Source organism: Nonomuraea sp. NPDC051191, from assembly GCF_044455665.1.
In the GTDB taxonomy this organism is placed as follows: Bacteria; Actinomycetota; Actinomycetes; order Streptosporangiales; family Streptosporangiaceae; genus Nonomuraea.
Map to the genome: position 1 here is coordinate 1 of NZ_JBITEZ010000027.1, position 24,813 is coordinate 24,813.

35 protein-coding genes and 1 pseudogene are annotated in these 24,813 nt (G+C 65.8%); all 36 read left to right on the forward strand.

Annotated features, from left to right (window positions below; all coding sequences use genetic code 11):
* A pseudogene (locus ACIA8R_RS48170) lies at positions 1-390 on the forward strand (DNA-directed RNA polymerase subunit beta); the annotation flags it as partial.
* A 17-nt stretch (positions 391-407) separates the two neighbouring features.
* The gene (locus ACIA8R_RS48175; protein ID WP_357705914.1) at positions 408-4,283 is read left to right on the forward strand and encodes a DNA-directed RNA polymerase subunit beta'; all 3,876 of its coding nucleotides are present in this window, start codon (positions 408-410) and stop codon (positions 4,281-4,283) included.
* 556 nt (positions 4,284-4,839) lie between these two features.
* Positions 4,840-5,214, forward strand: coding sequence for a 30S ribosomal protein S12 (gene rpsL / locus ACIA8R_RS48180; RefSeq protein WP_020542315.1), 375 nt, complete (start codon positions 4,840-4,842; stop codon positions 5,212-5,214).
* Between the two features lie 2 nt (positions 5,215-5,216).
* Positions 5,217-5,687 carry a 30S ribosomal protein S7 gene (gene rpsG / locus ACIA8R_RS48185; RefSeq protein ID WP_043623423.1) on the forward strand — a complete coding sequence of 157 codons (471 nt, stop codon included), beginning with the start codon at positions 5,217-5,219 and terminating at the stop codon, positions 5,685-5,687.
* 90 nt (positions 5,688-5,777) lie between these two features.
* On the forward strand, positions 5,778-7,826 hold the full coding sequence (gene fusA, locus ACIA8R_RS48190; protein ID WP_397044743.1) for an elongation factor G: 2,049 nt from the start codon (positions 5,778-5,780) through the stop codon (positions 7,824-7,826).
* A gap of 111 nt (positions 7,827-7,937) precedes the next feature.
* Positions 7,938-9,131, forward strand: a complete 1,194-nt coding sequence (gene tuf, locus ACIA8R_RS48195) for an elongation factor Tu (RefSeq protein WP_125644684.1) — start codon at positions 7,938-7,940, stop codon at positions 9,129-9,131.
* A gap of 252 nt (positions 9,132-9,383) precedes the next feature.
* Positions 9,384-9,692 carry a 30S ribosomal protein S10 gene (rpsJ, locus tag ACIA8R_RS48200; RefSeq protein ID WP_012887830.1) on the forward strand — a complete coding sequence of 103 codons (309 nt, stop codon included), beginning with the start codon at positions 9,384-9,386 and terminating at the stop codon, positions 9,690-9,692.
* Between the two features lie 14 nt (positions 9,693-9,706).
* A complete protein-coding gene (rplC, locus tag ACIA8R_RS48205) occupies positions 9,707-10,360 on the forward strand; it encodes a 50S ribosomal protein L3 (protein ID WP_357705912.1) in 654 nt (217 codons plus the stop codon).
* Positions 10,357-11,007, forward strand: coding sequence for a 50S ribosomal protein L4 (rplD, locus tag ACIA8R_RS48210; RefSeq protein ID WP_357705911.1), 651 nt, complete (start codon positions 10,357-10,359; stop codon positions 11,005-11,007). The genes rplC and rplD overlap by 4 nt, the downstream gene beginning before the upstream one ends.
* A complete protein-coding gene (gene rplW / locus ACIA8R_RS48215) occupies positions 11,007-11,309 on the forward strand; it encodes a 50S ribosomal protein L23 (RefSeq protein WP_111180891.1) in 303 nt (100 codons plus the stop codon). The genes rplD and rplW overlap by 1 nt, the downstream gene beginning before the upstream one ends.
* 106 nt (positions 11,310-11,415) lie before the next feature.
* A complete protein-coding gene (gene rplB, locus ACIA8R_RS48220) occupies positions 11,416-12,252 on the forward strand; it encodes a 50S ribosomal protein L2 (protein WP_125644676.1) in 837 nt (278 codons plus the stop codon).
* 11 nt (positions 12,253-12,263) lie between these two features.
* Positions 12,264-12,542 carry a 30S ribosomal protein S19 gene (gene rpsS, locus ACIA8R_RS48225; protein WP_030451498.1) on the forward strand — a complete coding sequence of 93 codons (279 nt, stop codon included), beginning with the start codon at positions 12,264-12,266 and terminating at the stop codon, positions 12,540-12,542.
* Between the two features lie 31 nt (positions 12,543-12,573).
* On the forward strand, positions 12,574-12,927 hold the full coding sequence (gene rplV / locus ACIA8R_RS48230; RefSeq protein ID WP_080043235.1) for a 50S ribosomal protein L22: 354 nt from the start codon (positions 12,574-12,576) through the stop codon (positions 12,925-12,927).
* Positions 12,927-13,775 carry a 30S ribosomal protein S3 gene (gene rpsC, locus ACIA8R_RS48235; protein WP_355378612.1) on the forward strand — a complete coding sequence of 283 codons (849 nt, stop codon included), beginning with the start codon at positions 12,927-12,929 and terminating at the stop codon, positions 13,773-13,775. Before rplV ends, rpsC begins: the two co-directional genes overlap by 1 nt.
* Positions 13,776-13,777: 2 nt before the next feature.
* Positions 13,778-14,197 (forward strand): 50S ribosomal protein L16, encoded by a 420-nt coding sequence (gene rplP, locus ACIA8R_RS48240; RefSeq protein WP_125644673.1) that lies wholly within the window; start codon positions 13,778-13,780, stop codon positions 14,195-14,197.
* Positions 14,197-14,433: a 50S ribosomal protein L29 gene (gene rpmC, locus ACIA8R_RS48245; protein ID WP_080047279.1), complete on the forward strand. Its 237-nt coding sequence runs from the start codon at positions 14,197-14,199 to the stop codon at positions 14,431-14,433. Before rplP ends, rpmC begins: the two co-directional genes overlap by 1 nt.
* Positions 14,426-14,719 carry a 30S ribosomal protein S17 gene (gene rpsQ, locus ACIA8R_RS48250; protein ID WP_357705910.1) on the forward strand — a complete coding sequence of 98 codons (294 nt, stop codon included), beginning with the start codon at positions 14,426-14,428 and terminating at the stop codon, positions 14,717-14,719. The genes rpmC and rpsQ overlap by 8 nt, the downstream gene beginning before the upstream one ends.
* Before the next feature lie 191 nt (positions 14,720-14,910).
* Positions 14,911-15,282, forward strand: coding sequence for a 50S ribosomal protein L14 (gene rplN / locus ACIA8R_RS48255; protein WP_090769698.1), 372 nt, complete (start codon positions 14,911-14,913; stop codon positions 15,280-15,282).
* A gap of 8 nt (positions 15,283-15,290) precedes the next feature.
* Positions 15,291-15,578 (forward strand): 50S ribosomal protein L24, encoded by a 288-nt coding sequence (gene rplX, locus ACIA8R_RS48260; protein ID WP_357705920.1) that lies wholly within the window; start codon positions 15,291-15,293, stop codon positions 15,576-15,578.
* A complete protein-coding gene (gene rplE / locus ACIA8R_RS48265; protein ID WP_357705909.1) occupies positions 15,578-16,153 on the forward strand; it encodes a 50S ribosomal protein L5 in 576 nt (191 codons plus the stop codon). Before rplX ends, rplE begins: the two co-directional genes overlap by 1 nt.
* 4 nt (positions 16,154-16,157) lie before the next feature.
* Positions 16,158-16,343 carry a type Z 30S ribosomal protein S14 gene (locus tag ACIA8R_RS48270; RefSeq protein WP_020542298.1) on the forward strand — a complete coding sequence of 62 codons (186 nt, stop codon included), beginning with the start codon at positions 16,158-16,160 and terminating at the stop codon, positions 16,341-16,343.
* A 145-nt stretch (positions 16,344-16,488) separates the two neighbouring features.
* Positions 16,489-16,887: a 30S ribosomal protein S8 gene (gene rpsH / locus ACIA8R_RS48275; RefSeq protein WP_125644666.1), complete on the forward strand. Its 399-nt coding sequence runs from the start codon at positions 16,489-16,491 to the stop codon at positions 16,885-16,887.
* A gap of 16 nt (positions 16,888-16,903) precedes the next feature.
* A complete protein-coding gene (gene rplF / locus ACIA8R_RS48280; RefSeq protein ID WP_125644665.1) occupies positions 16,904-17,446 on the forward strand; it encodes a 50S ribosomal protein L6 in 543 nt (180 codons plus the stop codon).
* A gap of 2 nt (positions 17,447-17,448) precedes the next feature.
* A complete protein-coding gene (gene rplR / locus ACIA8R_RS48285) occupies positions 17,449-17,832 on the forward strand; it encodes a 50S ribosomal protein L18 (RefSeq protein WP_125644663.1) in 384 nt (127 codons plus the stop codon).
* A gap of 25 nt (positions 17,833-17,857) precedes the next feature.
* A complete protein-coding gene (gene rpsE, locus ACIA8R_RS48290; RefSeq protein WP_357705907.1) occupies positions 17,858-18,487 on the forward strand; it encodes a 30S ribosomal protein S5 in 630 nt (209 codons plus the stop codon).
* Positions 18,488-18,489: 2 nt separating this feature from the next.
* A complete protein-coding gene (rpmD, locus tag ACIA8R_RS48295) occupies positions 18,490-18,672 on the forward strand; it encodes a 50S ribosomal protein L30 (RefSeq protein WP_080043226.1) in 183 nt (60 codons plus the stop codon).
* Between the two features lie 2 nt (positions 18,673-18,674).
* Positions 18,675-19,130, forward strand: a complete 456-nt coding sequence (gene rplO, locus ACIA8R_RS48300) for a 50S ribosomal protein L15 (protein WP_364085718.1) — start codon at positions 18,675-18,677, stop codon at positions 19,128-19,130.
* Positions 19,131-19,300: 170 nt separating this feature from the next.
* Positions 19,301-20,605 (forward strand): preprotein translocase subunit SecY, encoded by a 1,305-nt coding sequence (gene secY, locus ACIA8R_RS48305; protein WP_357705905.1) that lies wholly within the window; start codon positions 19,301-19,303, stop codon positions 20,603-20,605.
* Positions 20,605-21,255 carry an adenylate kinase gene (locus tag ACIA8R_RS48310; RefSeq protein ID WP_357705904.1) on the forward strand — a complete coding sequence of 217 codons (651 nt, stop codon included), beginning with the start codon at positions 20,605-20,607 and terminating at the stop codon, positions 21,253-21,255. The genes secY and ACIA8R_RS48310 overlap by 1 nt, the downstream gene beginning before the upstream one ends.
* A 126-nt stretch (positions 21,256-21,381) precedes the next feature.
* On the forward strand, positions 21,382-22,191 hold the full coding sequence (gene map / locus ACIA8R_RS48315) for a type I methionyl aminopeptidase (protein ID WP_357705903.1): 810 nt from the start codon (positions 21,382-21,384) through the stop codon (positions 22,189-22,191).
* Positions 22,192-22,208: 17 nt separating this feature from the next.
* Positions 22,209-22,634, forward strand: coding sequence for a DUF1707 domain-containing protein (locus ACIA8R_RS48320; RefSeq protein ID WP_364085733.1), 426 nt, complete (start codon positions 22,209-22,211; stop codon positions 22,632-22,634).
* A 108-nt stretch (positions 22,635-22,742) separates the two neighbouring features.
* Positions 22,743-23,120 (forward strand): hypothetical protein, encoded by a 378-nt coding sequence (locus ACIA8R_RS48325; protein WP_357705901.1) that lies wholly within the window; start codon positions 22,743-22,745, stop codon positions 23,118-23,120.
* A 273-nt stretch (positions 23,121-23,393) separates the two neighbouring features.
* Complete coding sequence (gene infA / locus ACIA8R_RS48330) at positions 23,394-23,615, forward strand: translation initiation factor IF-1 (RefSeq protein ID WP_012887858.1); 222 nt, start codon at positions 23,394-23,396, stop codon at positions 23,613-23,615.
* Between the two features lie 24 nt (positions 23,616-23,639).
* A complete protein-coding gene (gene rpmJ / locus ACIA8R_RS48335) occupies positions 23,640-23,753 on the forward strand; it encodes a 50S ribosomal protein L36 (RefSeq protein WP_003956441.1) in 114 nt (37 codons plus the stop codon).
* Between the two features lie 215 nt (positions 23,754-23,968).
* The gene (gene rpsM, locus ACIA8R_RS48340) at positions 23,969-24,349 is read left to right on the forward strand and encodes a 30S ribosomal protein S13 (RefSeq protein WP_125644650.1); all 381 of its coding nucleotides are present in this window, start codon (positions 23,969-23,971) and stop codon (positions 24,347-24,349) included.
* Positions 24,350-24,391: 42 nt separating this feature from the next.
* Entirely contained in the window at positions 24,392-24,796 is a 405-nt protein-coding gene (gene rpsK, locus ACIA8R_RS48345) for a 30S ribosomal protein S11 (RefSeq protein WP_020542285.1), read from the forward strand.
* The last annotated feature ends 17 nt before the right edge of the window (positions 24,797-24,813 follow it).

A 24,813-nucleotide genomic window follows, 5' to 3' on the forward strand; every position in this document is an offset into this window, starting at 1 on the left:
CCGTACTCCATGATCACGCAGCAGCCGCTGGGCGGTAAGGCCCAGTTCGGCGGCCAGCGCTTCGGTGAGATGGAGGTGTGGGCGCTGGAGGCCTATGGCGCCGCCTACGCCCTGCAGGAGCTGCTGACCATCAAGTCCGACGACGTGCTGGGCCGGGTGAAGGTCTACGAGGCGATCGTCAAGGGCGAGAACATCCCCGAGCCGGGTATCCCGGAGTCCTTCAAGGTCCTCATCAAGGAAATGCAGTCGCTGTGCCTGAACGTCGAGGTGCTCTCCAGCGACGGCATGTCCATCGAGATGCGCGACACCGACGAGGACGTCTTCCGCGCGGCGGAGGAACTCGGTATCGATCTGTCCCGGCGTGAGCCGAGCAGCGTGGAAGAAGTCTGAGGGGGAGATCGCACACAATGCTAGACGTCAACTTCTTCGACGAGCTCAGGATCGGTCTTGCGACCGCCGACGACATCCGTCAGTGGTCGCACGGCGAGGTCAAGAAGCCCGAGACCATCAACTACCGGACTCTCAAGCCGGAAAAGGACGGACTCTTCTGCGAGAAGATCTTCGGTCCGACCCGCGACTGGGAGTGCTACTGCGGCAAGTACAAGCGCGTCCGGTTCAAGGGCATCATCTGTGAGCGCTGTGGCGTCGAGGTGACCCGGGCCAAGGTGCGCCGTGAGCGGATGGGCCACATCGAGCTGGCCGCGCCCGTCACGCACATCTGGTACTTCAAGGGCGTGCCGTCGCGCCTCGGCTACCTGCTCGACCTGGCCCCGAAGGACCTGGAGAAGGTCATCTACTTCGCGGCTTACATGATCACGCACGTCGACACCGACATGCGTGAGCGTGACCTGCCCTCGCTGGAGGCGAAGATCTCCGTCGAGCGGCAGCACATCGAGCAGCGCCGTGACGCCGACGTCGAGTCCAGGCAGAAGAAGCTCGAGTCCGACCTGGGCGAGCTGGAGGCCGCCGGCGCCAAGGGCGACCAGCGGCGCAAGGTCCGCGAGGGCGCCGAGCGCGAGATGCGCCAGCTCCGCGACCGCGCCCAGCGCGAGCTGGACCGGCTCGACGAGGTCTGGAGCCGCTTCAAGAACCTCAAGGTCCAGGACCTTGAGGGCGACGAGCTGCTCTACCGCGAGATGCGCGACCGCTTCGGCCGCTACTTCAAGGGCGGCATGGGCGCGCAGGCGATCCAGGACCGTCTGATCAGCTTCGACCTCGACGCCGAGGCCGAGAACCTGCGCGAGACCATCCGCAGCGGCAAGGGCCAGAAGAAGGCCCGCGCCCTCAAGCGGCTCAAGGTCGTGTCGGCGTTCCTGAACACGACCAACTCGCCGCGCGGCATGGTGCTCGACTGCATCCCGGTCATCCCGCCGGACCTGCGCCCGATGGTGCAGCTCGACGGTGGCCGGTTCGCGACCTCCGACCTCAACGACCTGTACCGCCGGGTCATCAACCGGAACAACCGCCTCAAGCGTCTGCTCGACCTCGGCGCGCCCGAGATCATCGTGAACAACGAGAAGCGGATGCTCCAGGAGGCCGTCGACGCGCTGTTCGACAACGGCCGTCGCGGTCGCCCGGTGACCGGCCCCGGCAACCGGCCGCTGAAGTCCCTCAGCGACATGCTGAAGGGCAAGCAGGGTCGTTTCCGCCAGAACCTGCTGGGCAAGCGAGTCGACTACTCCGGCCGTTCGGTCATCGTCGTCGGCCCGCAGCTCAAGCTGCACCAGTGCGGTCTGCCCAAGCAGATGGCGCTGGAGCTGTTCAAGCCGTTCGTGATGAAGAGGCTCGTGGACCTCAACCACGCGCAGAACATCAAGTCGGCCAAGCGGATGGTCGAGCGCGCCCGCCCCGTCGTGTGGGACGTGCTCGAAGAGGTCATCACCGAGCACCCGGTGCTGCTCAACCGCGCTCCGACGCTCCACCGTCTGGGCATCCAGGCGTTCGAGCCGCAGCTGGTCGAGGGCAAGGCCATCCAGATCCACCCGCTCGTCTGCACCGCCTTCAACGCGGACTTCGACGGCGACCAGATGGCCGTGCACCTGCCGCTGTCGGCTGAGGCCCAGGCCGAGGCACGCATCCTGATGCTCTCGACCAACAACATCCTCAAGCCGGCCGACGGCAAGCCCGTGACGATGCCCACCCAGGACATGGTCATCGGCCTCTACTGGCTGACCACCCAGAAGGAAGGCGCGACCGGCGAGGGCCGCGTGTTCGGCTCGATCGCCGAGGCGCAGATGGCCTTCGACCGTCGCGAGCTGGAGATCCAGGCGAAGATCCAGATCCGGGTCAAGGACGTCCTGCCTCCGCGCGACTGGGTCGCTCCCGAGGGCTGGGAGCAGGGTGACTCGATCCGGCTGGAGACGACGTTCGGGCGGTGCCTGTTCAACCAGACGCTCCCCGAGAGCTACCCGTTCGTCAACTTCCAGGTGGGCAAGAAGCAGCTGTCCACGATCGTGAACGAGCTGGCCGACACCTACCCCAAGGTCGAGGTCGCCAACTCGCTCGACGCGCTCAAGGACGCGGGCTTCCGCTGGGCGACCCGCTCCGGCGTCACGATCTCGATCGAGGACGTCGTCGCGCCGCCGAACAAGACCGACATCATGGAGAACTACGAGCGCCGGGCCGACAAGGTCCAGCGCGAGTACGAGCGTGGTCTGATCACCGACGAGGAGCGCCGCCAGGAGCTCATCGAGATCTGGACCCACGCCACGGCCGACGTCGAGACCGACATGGTCAACGCCTTCCCGGCGACCAACCCGGTCTGGATGATGGTCAACTCGGGCGCCCGTGGTAACAAGATGCAGGTCCGGCAGATCGCCGGCATCCGTGGCCTGGTGTCCAACACCAAGGGTGAGACGATCCCGCGTCCGATCAAGGCCTCCTTCCGTGAGGGCCTGTCGGTGCTGGAGTACTTCATCTCCACCCACGGTCAGCGGAAGGGTCTGGCCGACACCGCCCTGCGTACCGCCGACTCGGGTTACCTGACCCGTCGTCTGGTGGACGTCGCCCAGGACGTCATCGTCCGCGAGATCGACTGTGGCACCGACCGCGCGGTCCCGCTGCACGTCGGCGAGCGCGACGCGTCGGGCAACCTGGTCAAGGCGGAGAACGCCGAGTCCAACGTGCACGGCCGCATCATGGCCGAGGACGTCGAGGTCGACGGCAAGGTCATCGTCCCGGCGGGTGTCGACATCAACGACATCCACGTGACGAAGCTGGTCGAGGCCGGTGTCGAGACCGTCCGCACCCGCAGCGCGCTCGTCTGCGAGGCCAAGATCGGTGTCTGCGCGACCTGCTACGGCCGCTCGCTGGCCACCGGCAAGCTCGTGGACGTCGGCGAGGCGGTCGGCATCATCGCCGCCCAGTCGATCGGTGAGCCCGGCACGCAGCTGACGATGCGTACGTTCCACACCGGTGGTGTGGCCGGCGCCGACATCACCCACGGTCTGCCCCGTGTCACGGAGCTGTTCGAGGCGCGCATCCCCAAGGGTGTCGCCCCGATCTCCGAGGCCGAGGGCCGGGCCCGGATCGACGAGACCGACAAGACCAGGAAGATCGTCATCACCCCCGACGACGGGTCGGAGGAGATCGCCTACCCGGTCTCGATGCGTTCGCGCCTGCTCGTCCAGGACGGTCAGCGCGTGACGGTCGGCCACCAGTTGATCGCCGGTGCGGTCAACCCCAACGAGGTGCTGCGCATCCTCGGCCCGCGGGCCGTGCAGCTGCACCTGGTGGCCGAGGTCCAGCAGGTCTACCGGTCGCAGGGTGTGTCGATCCACGACAAGCACATCGAGATCATCGTGCGGCAGATGCTCAAGCGCGTGAACGTGCTGGAGTCCGGTGACACCGACCTGCTGCCCGGCGAGCTCGTGGAGCGTCCGCGCTTCGAGCAGATGAACCGCGAGACGGTGGCCGAGAGCGGCTCGCCGGCCGCGGGCCGTCCGGTGCTCATGGGCATCACGAAGGCGTCGCTGGCCACCGAGTCGTGGCTGTCGGCGGCCTCCTTCCAGGAGACGACCAGGGTGCTGACGGACGCGGCGATCCACGCCAAGTCCGACTCGCTGCTGGGCCTGAAGGAGAACGTCATCATCGGTAAGCTCATCCCGGCCGGTACGGGCATGCCCCAGTACCGCAACATCCGGGTCGAGCCGACCGAGGAGGCCAAGGCGGCCATGTACACCGTCGGCGGTTACGACGGCTCGGCGGCCGACTACACCTTCGGCACGGGCAGCGGCGAGGCCGTCCCGCTGGAGGAGTACGACTTCGGTCAGTACAACCGATAGCAGTTGTTTCGCAAGCGCCGCGCCCGGGTCTCTTCCGAGAGGCCCGGGCGCGGCGCTTTTCCGGCCGTACGCGCTGCCGTAGGCGGTCACAGGCGCTCTGGGCGTCGGGGGCGGTCCGGGGGAGAGGGCCCGCCGCTGTGGCGGTCTGTGGGCCGGTTGCGGGGCTCCCTGGCGAATTGGCACACGTCGGCCCTCAGTGCCGGTATCATTGCCGCGGCGCTTCGGATGGGCTGGATGAGACAGGCCACGGTGGCACGGAGCGGCGAGGCCGACAGGCGTTGCCGTGCCGTTTTGACGTGTCGGCTGGGCCTGGGTAGTCTTGAGCATCGTGCCCGTCTCTAGCGGGCTTTCGGCTGTGCGCTCATATCCATAGGGAGAGCGTCGGCTGGACTCTCAGGCTCGCAAGTCTCCGTGGCTGTGTCTGTGTGAATAGCGCGACACGCCCGACCGCGGGGGCGCCGAGACGAGGAAAACCAGCAGGTCATGACACCGGCAGAACCTGCGAAAAGCAAGACCCAATGACGTAACACCGGCCAAGGCACGAAACGGAGTGGCAGTGCCCACTATTCAGCAGTTGGTCCGCAAGGGCCGGCAGGACAAGGTCTCCAAGACCAAGACTCCTGCCCTCAAGGGGAGTCCGCAGCGGCGCGGTGTGTGCCAGCGCGTTTACACCACGACCCCGAAGAAGCCCAACTCGGCACTGCGCAAGGTGGCTCGCGTTCGGCTCACGAACGGCATCGAGGTCACGGCTTACATCCCCGGTGTGGGCCACAACCTGCAGGAGCACTCCATCGTGCTCGTGCGTGGCGGTCGTGTGAAGGACCTGCCTGGTGTTCGCTACAAGATCATCCGCGGTTCGCTCGACACCCAGGGTGTCCGCAACCGCAAGCAGGCCCGCAGCCGCTACGGCGCGAAGAAGGAGAAGAGCTAACAATGCCTCGTAAGGGTTCTCCTGGCCGTCGTCAGCTCATGTCTGACCCGGTTTACAGCTCGCCGCTGGTGACCGCCCTGATCAACAAGGTGCTCCTGGACGGCAAGCGCTCCATCGCGCAGTCGATCGTGTACGGCGCCCTCGAAGGCTGCAGGGAGAAGACGGGCAACGACCCGGTCGTCACCCTCAAGCGCGCGCTTGACAACGTCAAGCCGACCCTCGAGGTTCGCAGCCGCCGTGTCGGTGGCGCGACGTACCAGGTGCCGGTCGAGGTGCGCGCCGCGCGCAGCACCACCCTGGCCCTGCGCTGGCTGGTGCAGTACTCCCGCGCCCGCCGCGAGAAGACCATGACCGAGCGCCTCATGAACGAGCTCCTCGACGCCAGCAACGGCCTCGGGGCGAGTGTCAAGAAGCGCGAGGACACCCACAAGATGGCCGAGTCCAACAAGGCCTTCGCCCACTACCGCTGGTAACCCGGCGGGTTCGACGAGACGACGAGGACGCGAGTTAAAGTGGCCGCTACGACCGCTCTTGACCTGGCCAAGGTCCGCAACATCGGGATCATGGCCCACATCGACGCGGGCAAGACCACCACGACCGAGCGCATCCTGTTCTACACCGGTATCAACTACAAGATCGGTGAAGTCCATGAGGGCGCTGCCACCATGGACTGGATGGAGCAGGAGCAGGAGCGCGGCATCACGATCACGTCTGCCGCGACGACCTGTGAGTGGATCGGTCACACCATCAACATCATCGACACTCCGGGTCACGTCGACTTCACCATCGAAGTGGAGCGCTCGCTCCGCGTCCTCGACGGTGCCGTCGCCGTGTTCGACGGTGTCGCCGGTGTCGAGCCGCAGTCGGAGACGGTGTGGCGGCAGGCCGACCGCTACGAAGTCCCGCGCATCTGCTTCGTGAACAAGATGGACCGTGTCGGCGCGGAGTTCCACCGCTGCGTCGAGATGATGGTCAGCCGCCTGGGCGCGACCCCCGCTGTGATTCAGCTTCCGTGGGGTGTCGAGGCCGACTTCAAGGGCGTCATCGACCTCATCAAGATGAAGGGGCTCATCTGGAGCGCCGACGCGGCCAAGGGCGAGATGTACGACACCGTCGACGTCCCGGCCGACCACGCCGACGCCGCCCGCGAGTGGCGTGACCGCCTCATCGAGACGGTCGCCGAGAACGACGACGAGCTGATGGAGCTCTTCCTGGAGGGCACCGAGCCCACCGAGGAGCAGCTGGTCGCGGCCATCCGCCGCGCCACGCTGACCAGCTCCATCAACCCGGTGCTCTGCGGCACCGCGTTCAAGAACAAGGGCGTTCAGCCCCTGCTCGACGCGATCGTCGCCTACCTCCCCGCCCCGACCGACATCCCGGCGTTCAAGGGTTACGCGGTCGGCAACGAGGAGAAGGTGATCGAGCGTCACGCGGACCCGACCGAGCCGTTCTCCGCGCTGGCCTTCAAGATCGCCAGCGACCCGCACCTGGGCAAGCTCACCTACATCCGCATCTACTCCGGCACGCTCGACACCGGTTCACAGGTCGTGAACTCGGTGAAGGGCAAGAAGGAGCGGATCGGCAAGATCTACCAGATGCACGCCAACAAGCGCGAAGAGCGCCCGCAGGCGATCGCCGGTCAGATCGTCGCCGTCATGGGTCTGAAGGACACCACGACCGGCGACACCCTTGCCGACCCGGCCAACCCGGTCGTGCTCGAGTCGATGACGTTCCCGGCTCCGGTCATCAACGTCGCCATCGAGCCCAAGACCAAGGGCGACCAGGAGAAGCTGTCCACCGCCATCCAGCGGCTGGCCGAGGAGGACCCGTCCTTCCAGGTCCGTCGTGACGAGGAGACCGGTCAGACGGTCATCTGGGGCATGGGCGAGCTTCACCTGGAGATCCTCGTCGACCGTATGCGTCGTGAGTTCAAGGTCGAGGCCAACGTGGGCCGCCCGCAGGTGGCCTACCGCGAGACCATCCGCCGCAAGGTGGAGAAGGTCGACTACACCCACAAGAAGCAGACCGGTGGTTCCGGTCAGTTCGCGCGGGTGATCATCGACCTGGAGCCGCTGGGCGAGGGCAACGACGGTTACGAGTTCCAGAACAAGGTCTCGGGTGGCCGCGTCCCGAGGGAGTACATCCCCTCGGTCGACGCCGGTGCCCAGGAGGCCGCCGAGTTCGGCGTGCTGGCCGGTTACCCGATGGTGGGCGTGAAGGTTACGCTGACCGACGGTGCCGCCCACGACGTCGACTCCTCGGAAATGGCGTTCAAGATCGCCGGCTCGATGGCCTTCAAGGAGGCCGCGCGCAAGGCGGACGCCGTTCTTCTCGAGCCGATGATGGCCGTCGAGGTCACCACGCCCGAGGACTACATGGGTGACGTCATCGGTGACCTCAACGGTCGCCGCGGGCAGATCCAGGCGATGGACGAGCGGGCCGGCGCCCGAGTCGTCCAGGCGCTCGTGCCGCTGTCTGAGATGTTCGGCTACGTGGGTGACCTGCGTAGCAAGACGCAGGGGCGCGCGAGCTACAGCATGCAGTTCGACTCCTACGCGGAGGTGCCCCCGGGCATCGCCAAGGAGATCGTCGCGAAGGCCCGGGGCGAATAACTTCCCGGTCCCTGGCGGGGTGGTGCGAGCCACCCCGCCGCCTAGGGGTCTGGGATCTCCCGGGCCCGAGTGTGTAGACGAAAGTCAGTCAGATTCTCAAGGAGAGAACCAGTGGGCAAGGCCAAGTTCGAGCGGACTAAGCCGCACATGAACATCGGCACCATTGGACACATCGACCACGGCAAGACCACGCTGACCGCGGCGATCACCAAGGTGCTTCACGACCGTTACCCCGAGCTCAACAAGGCGACTCCGTTCGACAAGATCGACAAGGCGCCCGAGGAGAAGGCTCGCGGTATTACGATCTCCATCGCGCACGTCGAGTACCAGACCGAGAAGCGTCACTACGCTCACGTTGACTGCCCCGGTCACGCCGACTACGTGAAGAACATGATCACCGGTGCCGCTCAGATGGACGGCGCGATCCTCGTGGTCGCCGCCACCGACGGCCCGATGCCGCAGACGAAGGAGCACGTCCTCCTGGCCCGCCAGGTCGGCGTCCCCTACATCGTCGTGGCGCTGAACAAGTCCGACATGGTCGACGACGAGGAGATCCTCGAGCTCGTCGAGCTGGAGGTCCGTGAGCTCCTGTCCGCGCAGGAGTTCCCCGGCGACGACCTGCCCGTCGTCCGCGTCTCGGCTCTCAAGGCTCTTGAGGGTGACGAGAAGTGGGCCGACAGCATCATCGAGCTGATGAACGCGGTGGACGAGAACGTCCCCGAGCCTCCCCGTGACACGGAGAAGCCGTTCCTCATGCCCGTCGAGGACGTCTTCTCGATCACCGGTCGCGGCACCGTCGTCACCGGTCGTATCGAGCGCGGCATCGTCAAGGTCAACGAGCAGGTCGACATCATCGGCATCAAGCCGGAGAAGACGACCACCACCGTCACCAGCATCGAGATGTTCAACAAGATGCTCGACGAGGGTCACGCCGGCGACAACGCCGCCCTGCTGCTCCGCGGCATCAAGCGCGACGACGTCGAGCGCGGCCAGTGCATCATCAAGCCGGGCACGACGACCCCGCACACCGAGTTCACCGGCCAGGTCTACATCCTGTCCAAGGACGAGGGCGGCCGCCACACGCCGTTCTTCAACAACTACCGCCCGCAGTTCTACTTCCGTACGACTGACGTGACCGGTGTTGTGAACCTCCCCGAGGGCACCGAGATGGTCATGCCGGGCGACAACACCGAAATGCGCGTTGAGCTGATCCAGCCCATCGCCATGGAGGAAGGCCTCAAGTTCGCGATCCGTGAGGGTGGCCGCACCGTCGGCGCCGGCCGGGTCGTGAAGATCCTTAAGTAGCTCGACCGTCGGGGCGGCGGTCGGCCCCACATCAGGGCCGACCGCCGCACCACGTCAAGGGCCTCGCGTAAAGCGCCGTGATCCAGCAGTCGCTTCGGCCATAGTGACCGAAGTAACTGCCGGATCACGGAAGAAAAGACAGATCAACAGTGTCTGTCTCGTGGGGTTACGCAGGGTCAGACCTGCACCAACACAGCGGCACAAGGCCGCACGATACTTTTTCAGACGACAGCGAAGGACACCGAGGCCACTATGGCGGGACAGAAGATCCGCATCCGGCTTAAGGCCTATGACCACGAGGTCATCGACAGCTCGGCCAAGAAGATCGTCGAGACGGTGACGCGGACTGGCGCGAAGGTCGCGGGCCCGGTGCCGCTGCCGACCGAGAAGAACGTGTACTGCGTCATCCGCTCGCCGCACAAGTACAAGGACAGCCGCGAGCACTTCGAGATGCGCACGCACAAGCGGCTGATTGACATCATCGACCCGACCCCCAAGACGGTTGACTCGCTCATGCGGCTCGACCTCCCCGCGGGTGTCGACATTTCGATCAAGCTCTGAGGGAACGCACTGACATGGCTAAGACGATCAAGGGCGTCCTGGGCAAGAAGCTCGGCATGACCCAGGTCTTCGACGCGGACAACCGGATGGTTCCGGTGACCGTGGTCGAGGCCGGTCCGTGCGTGGTGACCCGGGTCCGCACCGCAGACAAGGACGGCTACTCCGCCGTTCAGCTCGGCTTCGGACAGGTCGACCCCCGGAAGGTCAACAAGCCGCTCGGCGACTACCTGCGTAAGCACGACATCACCCCGCGCCGTTACTTCGCGGAGATCCGCACCGACGACGCGAGCGACTACACCCTGGGCCAGGAGCTGCTGGCCGACACCTTCGAGGCCGGCCAGTTCGTCGACGTGACGGGCAAGAGCAAGGGCAAGGGCTTCGCCGGTGTCATGAAGCGGCACGGCTTCGCCGGTCTGGGCGCGTCGCACGGTACGCAGCGCAAGCACCGCTCGCCGGGTTCCATCGGTGGCTGCGCCACCCCGGGCCGCGTATTCAAGGGCCTGCGCATGGCCGGTCGGATGGGTAACGTCCGCACCACTGTGCAGAGCCTCAAGGTTCACTCCGTGGACGCCGAGAAGGGCCTCATCCTGATCAAGGGTGCGATCCCCGGCGCTAACGGCAGCCTGGTCCTCGTTCGCACCGCTGCCAAGAAGGGGGCTGCCAAGTGAGCACCACTATTGACGTCCTCGACGCCAGCGGCGCCAAGGCCGGCACCGTCGAACTGCCCGAAGACGTCTTCGGCACGACGGTCAACGTTCCGCTGATCCACCAGGTGGTCGTGGCCCAGCTCGCCGCTCGCCGGCAGGGCACCCACAAGGCCAAGACCCGTGGTGAGGTCCGCGGTGGCGGCAAGAAGCCGTACCGCCAGAAGGGCACCGGCCGCGCCCGTCAGGGCTCGACCCGCGCGCCGCAGTTCGCCGGCGGTGGCACCGTCCACGGGCCCGTGCCGCGTGACTACTCGCAGCGCACGCCCAAGAAGATGAAGGCCGCCGCCCTGCGCGGTGCGCTGTCCGACAGGGCCGGTGGCGGTCGCGTCCACGTGGTCAGCACGCTGATCGCGGGGGAGACCCCCAAGACCAAGGCTGCCCTTGAGGCCCTGCGCAAGATCACCCAGGCTCCCCGCGTGCTCGTCGTCGTCGACGAGGCCGACGAGCTGACCTGGATGAGCCTGCGTAACGCTCCCGAGGTCCACCTGCTGGACGCCGGGCAGCTCAACACCTACGACGTGCTCGTGCACGACGACGTGGTCTTCACCCAGGAGGCGTACGACCAGGTCGTCGCGCGGCTGAGCCAGGGCGGGAAGGAAGACGCCTGATGGAGAAGATCGCCGACCCGCGCGACATCATCATCAAGCCGGTCGTCTCTGAGAAGAGCTACGGCCTGATCGATGAGAACAACAAGTACACGTTCCTGGTGAAGAAGACCGCGAACAAGACCCAGGTCAAGATCGCCGTTGAGCAGATCTTCGGGGTCAAGGTCACCAGCGTGAACACCATCAACCGGCAGGGCAAGCGCAAGCGCACCCGCACCGGTTTCGGCAAGCGTCCCGACACCAAGCGCGCCATCGTGAGCCTGGTCGAGGGCGATCGGATCGACATCTTCGGTCAGATCGGCTAGCAGCGCCATAGATAGGAAGCGGACCGAAAGGTCTGCGAGGGACGAGACCGTCGCATTTCGGTGCGGCGGGCTCGCCCATGTAACCGACGAAGGATGAACGAAAAAGATGGGCATCCGTAAGTACAAGCCGACGACTCCGGGTCGCCGCGGGTCGAGTGTCTCGGACTTCTCCGAGATCACCCGCAGCACGCCCGAGAAGTCGCTGCTTGCGCCCCTTCACAGCAAGGGCGGCCGAAACGTACACGGCCGGGTGACCGCGCGCCACCAGGGCGGCGGACACAAGCGCGCCTACCGGATCATCGACTTCCGTAGGCATGACAAGGACGGCATCCCGGCGAAGGTCGCTCACATCGAGTACGACCCCAACCGCACCGCCAACATCGCTCTGCTCCACTACGCCGACGGTGAGAAGCGCTACATCATCGCGCCGACCGGCCTCAAGCAGGGCGACCGAATCGAGAACGGCCCCGCTGCCGACATCAAGCCGGGCAACTGCCTGCCGCTGCGCAACATCCCGACCGGTACCTTCATCCACGCGGTGGAGCTCCGTCCGGGCGGCGGCGCGAAGCTCGGTCGTTCCGCGGGCGCCCAGATCCAGCTGCTCGCCAAGGAAGGCCAGTACGCCACCCTGCGTATGCCGTCCGGTGAAATGCGCATGGTCGACGTGCGCTGCCGGGCGTCTGTGGGCCAGGTCGGCAACGCCGAGCAGGCCAACATCAACTGGGGCAAGGCCGGCCGTATGCGGTGGAAGGGCAAGCGCCCGACCGTCCGTGGTGTCGCCATGAACCCCGTTGACCACCCGCACGGTGGTGGCGAGGGCAAGACCTCCGGCGGTCGCCACCCGGTGAACCCCAAGGGCAAGCCCGAGGGCCGCACCCGCCAGGCCAACAAGTCCAGCGACCGGCTGATCATCCGTCGTCGGAGCAAGAGGAAGAAGCGGTAGGAGCAGCCGAAATGCCACGTAGCCTTAAGAAGGGTCCCTTCGTGGACGACCACCTTCAGAAGAAGGTGGACGCCCAGAACGAGAAGGGCACCAAGAACGTCATCAAGACGTGGTCGCGGCGCTCCATGATCGTTCCCGACATGCTCGGGCACACGATCGCCGTGCACGACGGCCGCAAGCACGTCCCGGTGTTCGTCACCGAGTCGATGATCGGCCACAAGCTCGGAGAGTTCGCCCCGACGCGGACGTTCCGCAGCCACGTCAAGGAAGACCGGCGCAGCCGGCGATAGACGCCTTCAGAAGCATTTAGAGGAGTAAGCGATGGAAGCCAGGGCTCAGGCGCGGTTCGTCCGTGTCACGCCCCTCAAGGCCCGCCGCGTGGTGGACCTTATTCGCGGGCTGCCCGCTTCGGAGGCGCAGGCCGTGCTGCAGTTCGCTCCCCAGTCGGCGAGCGAGCCGATCTACAAGGTGCTCAGCAGCGCCATGGCGAACGCCGAGCACAACTTCAACCTCGACCCCAGCACGCTCGTCGTGAGCCGCGCCTGGGTCGACGAGGGCCCGACGCTGAAGCGGTTCCGCCCGCGTGCACAGGGTCGCGCCTATCGGATCAACAAGCGGACGAGCCACATCACCGTGATCGTGGAATCCCGCGAGCCGAAGGGAAGGACCCGATAGTGGGCCAGAAGGTTAACCCGCACGGGTTCCGCCTCGGCATCACGACCGACTTCAAGAGCCGGTGGTACGCCGACAAGCTGTACAAGTCGTACGTCGCCGAGGACGTGGCGATCCGTCGCATGCTGCAGAAGGGCATGGAGCGGGCCGGCATCTCCAAGGTCGAGATCGAGCGCACGACGGACCGCGTTCAGGTGGACATCCACACCGCGCGTCCCGGCATCGTGATCGGCCGCCGCGGCGCCGAGGCGGACCGTATCCGTGGCGACCTCGAGAAGCTGACCAAGAAGCAGGTCCAGCTCAACATCCTCGAGGTCAAGAACCCGGAGATCGACGCCCAGCTCGTCGCCCAGGGCGTCGCCGAGCAGCTGTCCAGCCGCGTCTCGTTCCGCCGCGCCATGCGCAAGGCGATGCAGTCGGCCATGAAGTCCGGCGCCAAGGGCATCCGTGTCCAGTGCGCCGGTCGTCTGGGCGGCGCCGAGATGTCGCGGTCGGAGTTCTACCGTGAGGGTCGCGTGCCGCTGCACACCCTTCGCGCGGACATCGACTACGGCTTCTACGAGGCCCGTACCACCTTCGGCCGTATCGGCGTGAAGGTCTGGATCTACAAGGGCGAGGCTCCGACCAGCCGCGCCGAGCGTGAGGCGGCCGCCGCCGGCGCTCGTGCCGGCCAGCGTCGCGAGCGTGACGACCGTCGCGGTGGCGGCGGCGACCGTCCGCGTCGTGGCGGCGGTGACCGTCCGCGTCGTGGTGGCGGTGGCCGTGGCGACCGCGCCCCCCGTACCGAGGCAGCTTCGCAGGCTGCCCCTGAGACCGGCCCGGCTGCGCAGCCGGGTGCTGAAGGGAGCTGACCATGCTGATCCCGCGCAGGGTCAAGCACCGCAAGCAGCACCGGCCTGACCGCAGCGGAGCCGCCAAGGGCGGCACCAGGGTCGTGTTCGGCGAGTTCGGCATTCAGGCTGTTGAGCACTCCTACGTGACCAACCGCCAGATCGAGTCCGCTCGTATCGCCATGACCCGTCACATCCGCCGTGGCGGCAAGGTGTGGATCAACATCTACCCCGACCGTCCCCTCACCAAGAAGCCCGCCGAGACCCGCATGGGTTCCGGTAAGGGTTCGCCGGAGTGGTGGATCGCCAACGTCAAGCCCGGACGCGTGATGTTCGAGCTGTCCGGCGTGGCGGAGTCGGTCGCGCGTGAGGCCCTCACCAGGGCGATCCACAAGCTGCCGATGAAGTGCAAGATCGTTAAGCGTGAAGTGGGTGAGGCGTGATGGCTAAGGGCCTGACCGCCGGCGAGCTGCGAGTGGAGGACCAGGACACTCTGGTCCAGAAGCTCAAGGAGGCCAAGGAGGAGCTGTTCAACCTCCGCTTCCAGGCAGCGACCGGTCAGTTGGAGAGCCACGGGCGGCTGCGCGCCGTCCGCCGCGAGATCGCCCGTATCTACACCGTGATGCGCGAGCGTGAGCTCGGCATCGTCACGGTCGAGAAGGAGACGAGCGATGGCTGAGACCGAGACCACCGAGACCACCGAGACGAACGACTCGCGGAACTTCCGCAAGGTCCGTGAGGGCCTGGTCGTCAGCGACAAGATGGACAAGACCGTCGTCGTCGCCGTCGAGGACCGCGTCAAGCACCGTCTGTACGGCAAGGTCATCCGCCGTACGACCAAGTACAAGGCGCACGACGAGGCCAACGCCTGTGGCGTCGGCGACCGCGTGCTGCTCATGGAGACCCGCCCCCTCTCCGCCACCAAGCGGTGGAGGGTCGTGGAGATCCTCGAGAAGGCCAAGTAGGCCTTCTCGGATATACCGCGCCTCGTGGGGGCCTCAGGGCCCCCATGACGGCGTCCAAGGACGCGAGGTCCTCCAGGGCCTCGCGTCGCCTGCGGTGCGGCCCCTGCGTGGACTGTGGCCGTGGGAACAAGACAACGACAGGTTCCGCCAGGCTCAGAAATGAGAACCGGCGCGACTAACAGGAGTTCAACGTGATCCAGCAGGAGTCGCGGCTCAAGGTCGCCGACAACACTGGTGCAAAGGAGATCCTTTGCATCCGTGTTCTCGGTGGCTCGGGCCGACGCTACGCCGGTATCGGCGACATCATCGTCGCCACTGTCAAGGACGCGCTGCCGGGCAGCACGGGCGTCAAGAAGGGCGACGTGGTCAAGGCCGTCGTCGTCCGCACGGTCAAGGAGCGCCGCCGGCCCGACGGCTCCTACATCCGCTTCGACGAGAACGCCGCCGTCATCATCAAGGACAGCGGTGACCCTCGTGGCACTCGTATCTTCGGCCCGGTCGGCCGCGAGCTGCGCGACAAGAAGTTCATGCGCATCATCTCGCTCGCCCCGGAGGTGCTGTAATGCCGAAGCTGCATGTGAAGAAGGGTGACCTGGTTCAGGTCATCGCCGGCAAGGACAAGGGTGTCAAGGGTCACGTCATCGCCACGTACCCGCGCGAGGACCGCGTGGTGATCGAGGGCGTCAACATGATCAAGAAGCACACCAAGGAGACCCACCAGGGTCCGCGCGGCGCCAAGACCGGCGGCGTGCAGACCATGGAGGGCCGCATCCACGTGTCCAACGTGAAGAAGCTCAAGGACGAGAAGCCCGCCGACAAGAAGGCCGACAAGGCCGAGGAGACGGGTGAGGACAGCTGATGACCGCCACGACCACTGAGACCGAGCGCCCGACGCCACGACTCAAGACGAAGTACCGCGAGGAGATCGCGGCCCAGCTTCGCGAGCAGTTCGGCATCGAGAACGTCATGCAGATCCCGGCCCTGACCAAGATCAAGGTCAACATGGGTGTCGGTGAGGCGGCTCGCGACTCCAAGCTCATCGAAGGCGCCGTACGCGACCTCACCGTGATCACCGGCCAGAAGCCGGCCGTCGTCCGGGCGCGCAAGTCCATCGCGCAGTTCAAGCTGCGTGAGGGCATGCCGATCGGCGCGCACGTCACGCTGCGCGGCGACCGCATGTGGGAGTTCCTCGACCGCCTGCTGGCGCTCGCGCTGCCCCGTATCCGGGACTTCCGCGGCCTGTCGCCGAAGCAGTTCGACGGCAACGGCAACTACACGTTCGGTCTGACCGAGCAGGTCATGTTCCACGAGGTCGACCAGGACAAGGTCGACCGTCCGCGGGGCATGGACATCACGGTCGTGACCACCGCGACGAACGACGACCAGGGCCGGGCGCTGCTGAAGCTCCTCGGCTTCCCGTTCAAGGAGGCCTGATCCAATGGCGAAGAAGTCGCTGATCGCCAAGGCGGGGCGCAAGCAGAAGTTCGAGGTCAGGGCCTACACCCGGTGCTCGCGTTGCGGTCGTCCGCGCGCCGTGTACCGCAAGTTCGGCCTGTGCCGCGTGTGCTTCCGCGAGATGGCGCACCGGGGCGAGCTGCCCGGCATCACCAAGTCGAGCTGGTAGATACCCTGGGGGACGGCCCCGCGTCGTCCCCTGGGACCCATGTTCAGAAGAAGACAGGACGCTCCGCGTCCATGACCGCGCCGAAGGTCCACCGGCAGAGCGCTGCTTGGCCGACTGGAAACCGCGGCGAGGAAGGCCACTGGCCATGACGATGACCGACCCGATCGCAGACATGTTGACGCGTCTGCGTAACGCGAACTCGGCGTACCACGAGAGCGTGTCGATGCCGTATTCGAAGATCAAGGCGCACATCGCCGAGATCCTCCAGCAGGAGGGTTACATCCAGTCCTGGGCCGTCGAAGACGCCAAGGTTGGAAAGAACCTCGTGGTGGAGCTCAAGTTCGGGCCCACCCGTGAGCGTTCGCTCGCGGGCCTGCGCCGGGTTTCCAAGCCCGGTCTGCGGGTTTATGCAAAGAAGGACAACCTGCCTCGAGTCCTGGGCGGGCTGGGCGTCGCGATCATCTCGACGTCCGCCGGTCTCATGACTGACAAGCAGGCCGGCAAGCGTGGCGTGGGCGGCGAAGTCCTCGCCTACGTCTGGTAGAGGGGAGGAACACAGCATGTCGAGAATCGGACGGCTGCCCATCCCTGTGCCCAGTGGCGTAGACATCACGATCACCGGCCAGGATGTCCAGGTCAAGGGCCCGAAGGGCACGCTTTCTCACACGGTCGCGGACCCGATTTCGGTCGGTCGTGACGACGACGGCGCCATCGCCGTCTCCCGGCCCAACGACGAGAACAAGGTCCGTGCGCTGCACGGCCTGTCCCGGACGCTGATCGCCAACATGGTGCAGGGCGTCACCCAGGGGTACACCAAGGCCCTTGAGATCGTCGGCGTCGGTTACCGCGTTCAGGCCAAGGGCCCGACGCAGCTGGAGTTCTCGCTGGGCTTCAGCCACCCGGTCATCGTCGACGCCCCCGAGGGTGTCACCTTCCGCGTCGAGAAGCCGACCCTGTTCCACGTGGACGGCATCGACAAGCAGAAGGTCGGCGAGGTCGCGGCCAACATCCGCAAGTTGCGCAAGCCTGACCCGTACAAGGGCAAGGGCGTGCGTTACCAGGGCGAACAGATCCGCCGCAAGGTCGGAAAGGCTGGTAAGTAGGCATGGCTCCGAAGACTGCGTTCAGCAAGCACACGGCTGCCCGCACCGTCTCGCGGGCTCGCCGTCACCGCCGCGTCCGCAAGTTCGTCGTCGGTACGGCCGAGCGTCCGCGCCTGGTCGTCAACCGTTCGACCCGTCACATGTTCGTCCAGATCGTGGACGACTCCGTCGGCCACACGCTGGTCAGCGCGTCCACCATGGACGCCTCGCTGCGCACCCTTGAGGCCGACAAGACGGAGAAGGCCAAGAAGGTCGGCGAGCTCCTCGCTCAGCGGGCCAAGGAAGCCGGGATCACCAAGGTCGTCTTCGACCGCGGTGGCAACCGCTACGCCGGTCGCATCGCGGCTCTGGCGGACAGCGCCCGCGAAGGCGGGTTGGAATTCTGATGGCAACTGAGAAGAGGAACCACTGATGGCTGCAGCTCCGCGTCGCGGTGGCGGCACCGGTGGCGAGCGGCGGGACCGTCGTGACGATCGCCGCGGTGGCGCCGCCGACAAGGGCGTCTCGTACATCGAGCGCGTAGTGAAGATCAACCGAGTGGCCAAGGTCGTGAAGGGTGGTCGTCGCTTCAGCTTCACCGCCCTCGTCATCGTCGGTGACGGCAACGGCCTGGTCGGCGTCGGTTACGGCAAGGCCAAGGAAGTCCCCGCGGCCATCGCCAAGGGCGTCGAAGAGGCGAAGAAGCACTTCTTCAAGGTGCCTCGGATCCAGGGCACCATCCCGCACACCGTGCAGGGCGAGGAGGCGGCCGGTGTCGTCTTCCTGCGTCCGGCCTCGGCCGGTACCGGCGTCATCGCCGGTGGCCCGGTGCGCGCGGTCCTGGAGTGCGCCGGCATCCATGACGTGCTGTCCAAGTCGCTCGGCTCGGACAACCCGATCAACATCGTGCACGCCACGGTGGCGGCTCTGAAGGGCCTTTCGCGTCCCGAGGAGATCGCCGCCCGCCGTGGTCTGCCGATCGAGGACGTCGCCCCGGCCCGCATGCTCAAGGCTCAGCGCGAGGGCATCGCCGAGGCCGCGGCCGCGAAGGCGGTGAGCTAGTCATGGCACGCCTGAAGATCACTCAGGTTCGCTCGAAGATCGGTGGCAAGCAGAACCAGCGTGACTCGCTGCGTTCGCTTGGCCTGAAGCGAATCGGCGATGTCGTCGTCAAGGAGGACCGTCCCGAGATTCGCGGGATGGTGTCCGTGGTGACGCACCTCGTCGAGGTGGAAGAGGTCGACTAGTCATGACTGACAAGGCTCCGCTCAAGATTCACGACCTGCGTCCTGCTCCGGGTGCCAACAAGGCCAAGATCCGCAAGGGTCGCGGCGAGGCGTCCAAGGGCAAGACGGCCGGTCGCGGCACCAAGGGCAGCCACGCCCGTACCACGGTTCCCCTCGGCTTCGAGGGTGGCCAGGTGCCGCTGCAGAGGCGTCTGCCGAAGCTCAAGGGCTTCTCCAACGCGATGTTCAAGACGACCTACCAGGTCGTCAACCTGGACAAGCTCGGCGAGCTGTTCCCCGAGGGTGGCGACGTCACCGTCGAGGCCCTGGTGGCCAAGGGCGCCGTTCGCAAGAACCAGCTCGTGAAGGTGCTCGGCACCGGCGAGATCTCCGTCGCTGTGAACGTTACGGCTCACGCCTTCTCGTCCGCCGCGAAGGAGAAGATCGCCGCCGCCGGTGGTTCCGTTACCGAGCTGTAGCTCCGCTATGACGAGGCGTGGGGGTTCCGACAATGGGCCCCCACGCCCTTAGTGCGTTAGAGTTCGGCGAGGCGGCAGGATTCTGTCCGGCTCGTTTGACTGAGACTTGACATGGCAGATCCCCGCACCACCGCATACTCACATCGCCATAAAGGCGCGCAGGAGGGACCGTGCTGACCGCGTTTACCCGGGCGTTCCGGACACCGGACCTGCGCAAGAAGTTGCTCTTCACCCTGGGCATCATCGCGCTGTTCCGTCTCGGCTCGGTTCTTCCGACTCCGGGAGTTCACGTCCAGAACCTCGCGGCCTGTTTCGATCAGGCCCGTAACGGAGCCACCGGCAACATCTATGGGATGGTGCAGCTCTTCAGTGGTGGTGCGCTCCTGAAGCTGTCGGTGTTCGCGCTGGGCATTATGCCGTATATCACCGCGAGCATCATTCTCCAGCTGCTCGTCGTGGTGATTCCACGTCTTGAGGCTCTCAAGAAAGAAGGCCAGGCGGGTCAGGCCAAGATCACGCAGTATACGCGTTATCTGACCATCGGCCTCGGCATCCTCCAGTCGACCGCTTTCATCGCGCTCGCGCGTTCCGGTCAGCTGTTCCCGAACTGCCAGCAGGACGTCCTGCTCGACCCCGACAACATCTTCGGCATCGTCACGATGGTCATCATCATGACGGCCGGCACGTCGGTGATCATGTGGCTGGGTGAGCTCATCACCGACCGCGGCGTCGGCAACGGCATGTCCATCCTGATCTTCACGCAGGTCGTCGCGGTCTTCCCGTCCGAGCTGTCCAACATCTTCCGCGCGAACAAGTTCACCTTCTCGGTGGTCATGGTCGTCGGTGTCTTCATGATCGCGGCTGTGGTCTTCGTCGAGCAGGCGCAGCGCCGCATCCCGGTCCAGTACGCCAAGCGCATGGTGGGCCGCAGGATGTACGGCGGCACCTCGACGTACATCCCGCTCAAGGTCAACCAGGCCGGCATCATCCCGGTCATCTTCGCCTCGTCGCTGCTCTACCTGCCGCAGCTGCTGACCTCGCTCTTCCCGACCTCGAACAACGCGGTCGTCCAGTGGATCTCCCAGTACCTGGTCAGAGGCGACCACCCGGTCTACATGGCCACGTTCTTCCTGCTGATCGTCTTCTTCACGTACTTCTACGTGTCGATTACGTTCAACCCCGCTGAAGTCGCCGACAACATGAAGAAGTACGGTGGGTTCATTCCGGGCATCCGTCCCGGCCGTCCGACGGCTGAATACCTGAACTTCGTGCTCACCCGTCTGACCGCGCCTGGCGCGCTCTATCTGGGTCTGATCTCCATGATCCCGATCGTCGCGCTGGCGGTGGCCGGGGCTAGCCAGAACTTCCCGTTCGGAGGGACGAGCATTCTGATCATGGTTGGTGTCGGCCTGGACACGGTGAAGCAGATCGAGAGCCAGCTGCAGCAGCGTAACTACGAAGGTTTCCTGCGGTAGTGCGTCTCGTTCTCGTCGGGCCCCCCGGAGCGGGTAAGGGGACTCAGGCCCAGTACATCGCATCGAACCTGTCCATCCCGAAGATCTCGACAGGTGACATCTTCCGTGCCAACGTCTCCGGCGGCACGGACCTTGGCAAGCTGGCCAAAACCTACATGGACCGTGGCGATCTCGTGCCCGACGAGGTCACCATCGCCATGGTCCGCGACCGACTGTCCGAGGACGACGCGCAGGACGGGTTCCTGCTCGACGGCTTCCCGAGGAACGTCGCGCAGGCGGAGATCCTGCGCGACATGCTCAAGGACTGGGGTCTGGAGCTCGACCTGGTGCTGGAGCTGGTCGTGGACGACGACGAGGTCGTCCGGCGGCTGGCGGGGCGGCGTACGTGCAGTCAGTGCGGCCGCATCTGGCACGTGGAGTTCGACGACAAGAAGGACGACAAGTGCGACGCCTGCGGCGGCGCGCTGTTCCAGCGTGACGACGACAAGGAAGAGACCGTCAGGCACCGCCTGGAGGTCTACCAGGAGCAGACCGCGCCGCTGGTCTCGTACTACGTCGACGAGGACATCCTCGTGGGCGTAGACGCGACCGGGCCGGTCGAAGAGGTGACTCAGCGGGCAATGGAGGCGATCCGCCCGTTCCTGGGATGACGCCGGACACGATCTCCTGCGAAGGTGGCACGGATATCCGTGCCACCTTCCTTTTTTGTGTGCGGCTATTGTGGGGGAATTAGGGCTCCCACGAGGCCCGTTAGAACCCCCGGGGGGTGCCGAACAATGTTCAAGAGAAACCGACACGGAATCCAGATCAAGTCGCCCGAGCAGCTGGAGAAGATGCGGGCCGCCGGCCTGGTGGTCGGACGGACGCTCGATCTGCTGAGGCGTTCCGTCGAGCCGGGCATGACGCCGCTCGACCTCGACTCCATCGCCGAGAAGGCGATCCGGGACGAAGGCGCGATCCCGTCGTTCAAGGGTTACCAGGGTTTCCCGGCGACGATCTGCGCGTCGGTCAACGACGAGGTGGTGCACGGCATCCCCACGGACGCCCGCAAGCTGCGCGAGGGCGACGTCATCTCCATCGACTGCGGCGCGATCCTGGAGGGCTGGCACGGCGACTCCGCCGTCACGGTGCCGGTCGGCGAGGTCGACCCGAAGCTGACCGAGCTGATGCGGGTCACCGAGGAGGCCATGTGGCGCGGCATCGCCGCGCTGAAGATCGGCCGCCACCTGTCCGACATAGGCTACGAGGTCGAGCGCTACGTGAAGTCTCAGGGCCGCTTCGGCATCCCTCCGGAGTACGGCGGCCACGGCATCGGCACCGAGATGCACATGGACCCGTGGATCGCCAACCAGGGCAAGCCGGGCCGTGGCCCGCTGCTGGAGGAAGGCATGTGCCTGGCCATCGAGCCCATGGTGAACCTGGGCACCGAGCGCACGCGCGTGCTGTCCGACGACTGGACGGTGGTGACGATCGACGGGAAGGCGTCGGCACACTTCGAACACAGCGTCGCGGTGACACATAATGGACCTTGGGTGCTTACCGCCCTGGACGGCGGCGAAGAGCGCCTGCGTCACCTTCAGCTCTGACCCCGGGAGTGGTGGGAATGGCGAACAGCCCCGAGATGCGTGCCTCGGACGTCGACCGCGATCGGGTCGCCGCCATCCTCCGCGAGCACACCGCGCAGGGCCGCATCACGATGGACGAGTTCAACGAGCGGCTTGAAGAGCTCTACAAGAGCAAGACCTACGGCGACCTGGCCAAGCTGACGGCCGACCTGCCCGATGTCGACCTGCGCCACCGGCCCGCCAAGCCCGAGGCCGTGCCCGCGACGCGTGGCAACCTCCATCCGGGCATGCGGGCGGCCTGGGGCGCCTGGGCCGCGGCCAGCGCCGTCAACTGGGTGATCTGGCTGATCGTGGGCATCTCGACCGGCCACATGATCTACCCGTGGCCGCTGTGGGTGATGGGCCCGTGGGGCGCGATCCTGCTGATGAGCACGATCTTCGGGAACGGGCAGAAGCGCGACTAGTCCGGAGCCGTTTGTGCCGTAATGCACTGTGTGTATTCCTCCGCAGTGCGTGAGGGCGGTCGTTCCTAGCGTGAGCCGTGTCAGGAACACGATTCACGGAGGAATCAGATGCGCAAGGTCCTCGCAGCCGCCGCCCTCGCCGGCTCGATCGCCGTCACCGGTCTCGCCGTCGCCCCCGCCGCGCAGGCGGCCTCGTCCGGCGGGTGGGGCACGTTCTACGCCGGCAACCACAAGGCGTCCACCCACGGGAGCACGTACCGGTCGCACGGCAGGGTCTACACCCACTGGTACGGCAGGGAGTCCACGCCGAAGTTCGGCTACGTGTGGTTCCGGTACTACGCGAACGGGAGCTGGCACCAGTTCTTCAAGAAGTGGGACGGGAACCACGACGAGACCTGGTCCGGCCGGGACATCAAGAAGATCTACACCTGGACCTGCTGGGGCGGCTCGGTCCGGTACTGCGGTGACCGGCACCGCATCTATTAGGAACGCCTCGCGGAAGGCCCGCCCTCTCCGGCGGGCCTTCCGTCGTACGGTCTTAGGAGTAGGAGCCGTGGGGTAGACTCTTACGTGGTTGTGTCAGGACACCTGGCACGCGTTTCGCGTTTTTGGCTCAGGTGTCGTACACTCCTTAGTCGGCTCACTATGACTATCACGCGTCGGCGGTCTTTGCCGATCGCCGCTCTCTTCGAAGCGTGAGGTCGCGGCTGCTTAGTGAACCGTAGCCTCAGACGACCGATCAGTGAAACGCGAGGGATTTTGGCCAAGAAAGACGGCGCCATCGAGATCGAGGGCACTGTGGTTGAGTCGCTCCCGAACGCCATGTTCCGGGTGCAGCTCGACAACGGCCATAAGGTCCTGGCCCACATCAGCGGACGGATGCGGATGCACTACATCCGGATTCTTCCTGACGACCGGGTAGTCGTTGAACTGAGCCCCTACGACCTGAGTCGCGGGCGGATCGTCTACCGATACAAGTAAGACGTCTGAGGAACACGAAGGACAATGAAGGTAAAGCCGAGCGTCAAGAAGATCTGCGACAAGTGCAAGGTGATCCGCCGGCACGGTCGCGTCATGGTGATCTGCGACAACCTGCGCCACAAGCAGCGTCAGGGTTAGTCGTACGCAAGGTTTCTCCGAGTCCGCCCCGAATTTCAGGGAGCGGGCTCGACGCATGAGGAGCCTGCGACAGTAATCGCGTCTCACACCTGAGCAGGCGGAGCGATCCGTACCTCTCAGGAGACCCCCGGTCGGAGGCCGGGGCCCTCACCCCGGGCATGGGGAGGGGTAGTGCGGCGCAAGACCTCCGCTCAAAAGAAGGAGAATGCCCGACCATGGCTCGCCTGGTTGGCGTCGACCTCCCCCGCGAGAAGCGGCTGGAGATCGCTCTCACCTACATCTACGGAATCGGCCGCACCCGCGCCCAGGAGATCCTCCAGGCGACCGGTGTCAGCGGCGACCTCCGCGTGCACCAGCTCTCCGACACCGAGCTCGTCCCGATGCGTGACTACATCGAGGCGAACTTCAAGATCGAGGGTGACCTGCGCCGCGAGGTCCAGGCCGACATCCGTCGCAAGATCGAAATCGGTTGCTACCAGGGCATCCGGCACCGCAAGGGCCTTCCGGTCCACGGTCAGCGCACGCAGACCAACGCGCGTACCCGTAAGGGCAAGAAGAAGACCGTCGCCGGTAAGAAGAAGCCCGGTAAGAAGTAGTCCACAGCCGCGGACCGAAGATCTCAGGAGTAATGGCAAACAATGCCTCCTAAGAGCCGTCAGGGTGCACCGAAGAAGGTGCGCCGCAAGGAAAAGAAGAACGTCGCTCACGGGCACGCCCACATCAAGAGCACGTTCAACAACACGATCGTCTCGATCACCGACCCGAACGGGAACGTGATCTCCTGGGCCAGCGCCGGCCACGTGGGTTTCAAGGGCTCCCGTAAGTCCACCCCGTTCGCCGCCCAGATGGCCGCCGAGAACGCCGCCCGCCGCGCCATGGAGCACGGCATGCGCAAGGTCGACGTGTTCGTCAAGGGTCCCGGCTCCGGCCGCGAGACCGCGATCCGCTCCCTCCAGGCCACCGGCCTCGAGGTGGGTTCGATCCAGGACGTCACGCCGGTCCCGCACAACGGCTGCCGTCCGCCGAAGCGCCGCCGCGTCTGAATTTCCCCAGGAGATAT

Coding starts and splice junctions, on each gene's coding strand:
- ACIA8R_RS48175 (WP_357705914.1), top strand. CDS start 408: ATGCTAGACGTCAACTTCTTCGACGAGCTCAGGATCGGTCTTGCGACC.
- rpsG (WP_043623423.1), top strand. CDS start 5,217: ATGCCTCGTAAGGGTTCTCCTGGCCGTCGTCAGCTCATGTCTGACCCG.
- fusA (WP_397044743.1), top strand. CDS start 5,778: ATGGCCCACATCGACGCGGGCAAGACCACCACGACCGAGCGCATCCTG.
- rpsJ (WP_012887830.1), top strand. CDS start 9,384: ATGGCGGGACAGAAGATCCGCATCCGGCTTAAGGCCTATGACCACGAG.
- rplC (WP_357705912.1), top strand. CDS start 9,707: ATGGCTAAGACGATCAAGGGCGTCCTGGGCAAGAAGCTCGGCATGACC.
- rplW (WP_111180891.1), top strand. CDS start 11,007: ATGGAGAAGATCGCCGACCCGCGCGACATCATCATCAAGCCGGTCGTC.
- rplB (WP_125644676.1), top strand. CDS start 11,416: ATGGGCATCCGTAAGTACAAGCCGACGACTCCGGGTCGCCGCGGGTCG.
- rpsS (WP_030451498.1), top strand. CDS start 12,264: ATGCCACGTAGCCTTAAGAAGGGTCCCTTCGTGGACGACCACCTTCAG.
- rplV (WP_080043235.1), top strand. CDS start 12,574: ATGGAAGCCAGGGCTCAGGCGCGGTTCGTCCGTGTCACGCCCCTCAAG.
- rplP (WP_125644673.1), top strand. CDS start 13,778: ATGCTGATCCCGCGCAGGGTCAAGCACCGCAAGCAGCACCGGCCTGAC.
- rpmC (WP_080047279.1), top strand. CDS start 14,197: ATGGCTAAGGGCCTGACCGCCGGCGAGCTGCGAGTGGAGGACCAGGAC.
- rpsQ (WP_357705910.1), top strand. CDS start 14,426: ATGGCTGAGACCGAGACCACCGAGACCACCGAGACGAACGACTCGCGG.
- rplE (WP_357705909.1), top strand. CDS start 15,578: ATGACCGCCACGACCACTGAGACCGAGCGCCCGACGCCACGACTCAAG.
- ACIA8R_RS48270 (WP_020542298.1), top strand. CDS start 16,158: ATGGCGAAGAAGTCGCTGATCGCCAAGGCGGGGCGCAAGCAGAAGTTC.
- rpsH (WP_125644666.1), top strand. CDS start 16,489: ATGACGATGACCGACCCGATCGCAGACATGTTGACGCGTCTGCGTAAC.
- rplF (WP_125644665.1), top strand. CDS start 16,904: ATGTCGAGAATCGGACGGCTGCCCATCCCTGTGCCCAGTGGCGTAGAC.
- rplR (WP_125644663.1), top strand. CDS start 17,449: ATGGCTCCGAAGACTGCGTTCAGCAAGCACACGGCTGCCCGCACCGTC.
- rpsE (WP_357705907.1), top strand. CDS start 17,858: ATGGCTGCAGCTCCGCGTCGCGGTGGCGGCACCGGTGGCGAGCGGCGG.
- rpmD (WP_080043226.1), top strand. CDS start 18,490: ATGGCACGCCTGAAGATCACTCAGGTTCGCTCGAAGATCGGTGGCAAG.
- rplO (WP_364085718.1), top strand. CDS start 18,675: ATGACTGACAAGGCTCCGCTCAAGATTCACGACCTGCGTCCTGCTCCG.
- map (WP_357705903.1), top strand. CDS start 21,382: ATGTTCAAGAGAAACCGACACGGAATCCAGATCAAGTCGCCCGAGCAG.
- ACIA8R_RS48320 (WP_364085733.1), top strand. CDS start 22,209: ATGGCGAACAGCCCCGAGATGCGTGCCTCGGACGTCGACCGCGATCGG.
- ACIA8R_RS48325 (WP_357705901.1), top strand. CDS start 22,743: ATGCGCAAGGTCCTCGCAGCCGCCGCCCTCGCCGGCTCGATCGCCGTC.
- rpmJ (WP_003956441.1), top strand. CDS start 23,640: ATGAAGGTAAAGCCGAGCGTCAAGAAGATCTGCGACAAGTGCAAGGTG.
- rpsM (WP_125644650.1), top strand. CDS start 23,969: ATGGCTCGCCTGGTTGGCGTCGACCTCCCCCGCGAGAAGCGGCTGGAG.
- rpsK (WP_020542285.1), top strand. CDS start 24,392: ATGCCTCCTAAGAGCCGTCAGGGTGCACCGAAGAAGGTGCGCCGCAAG.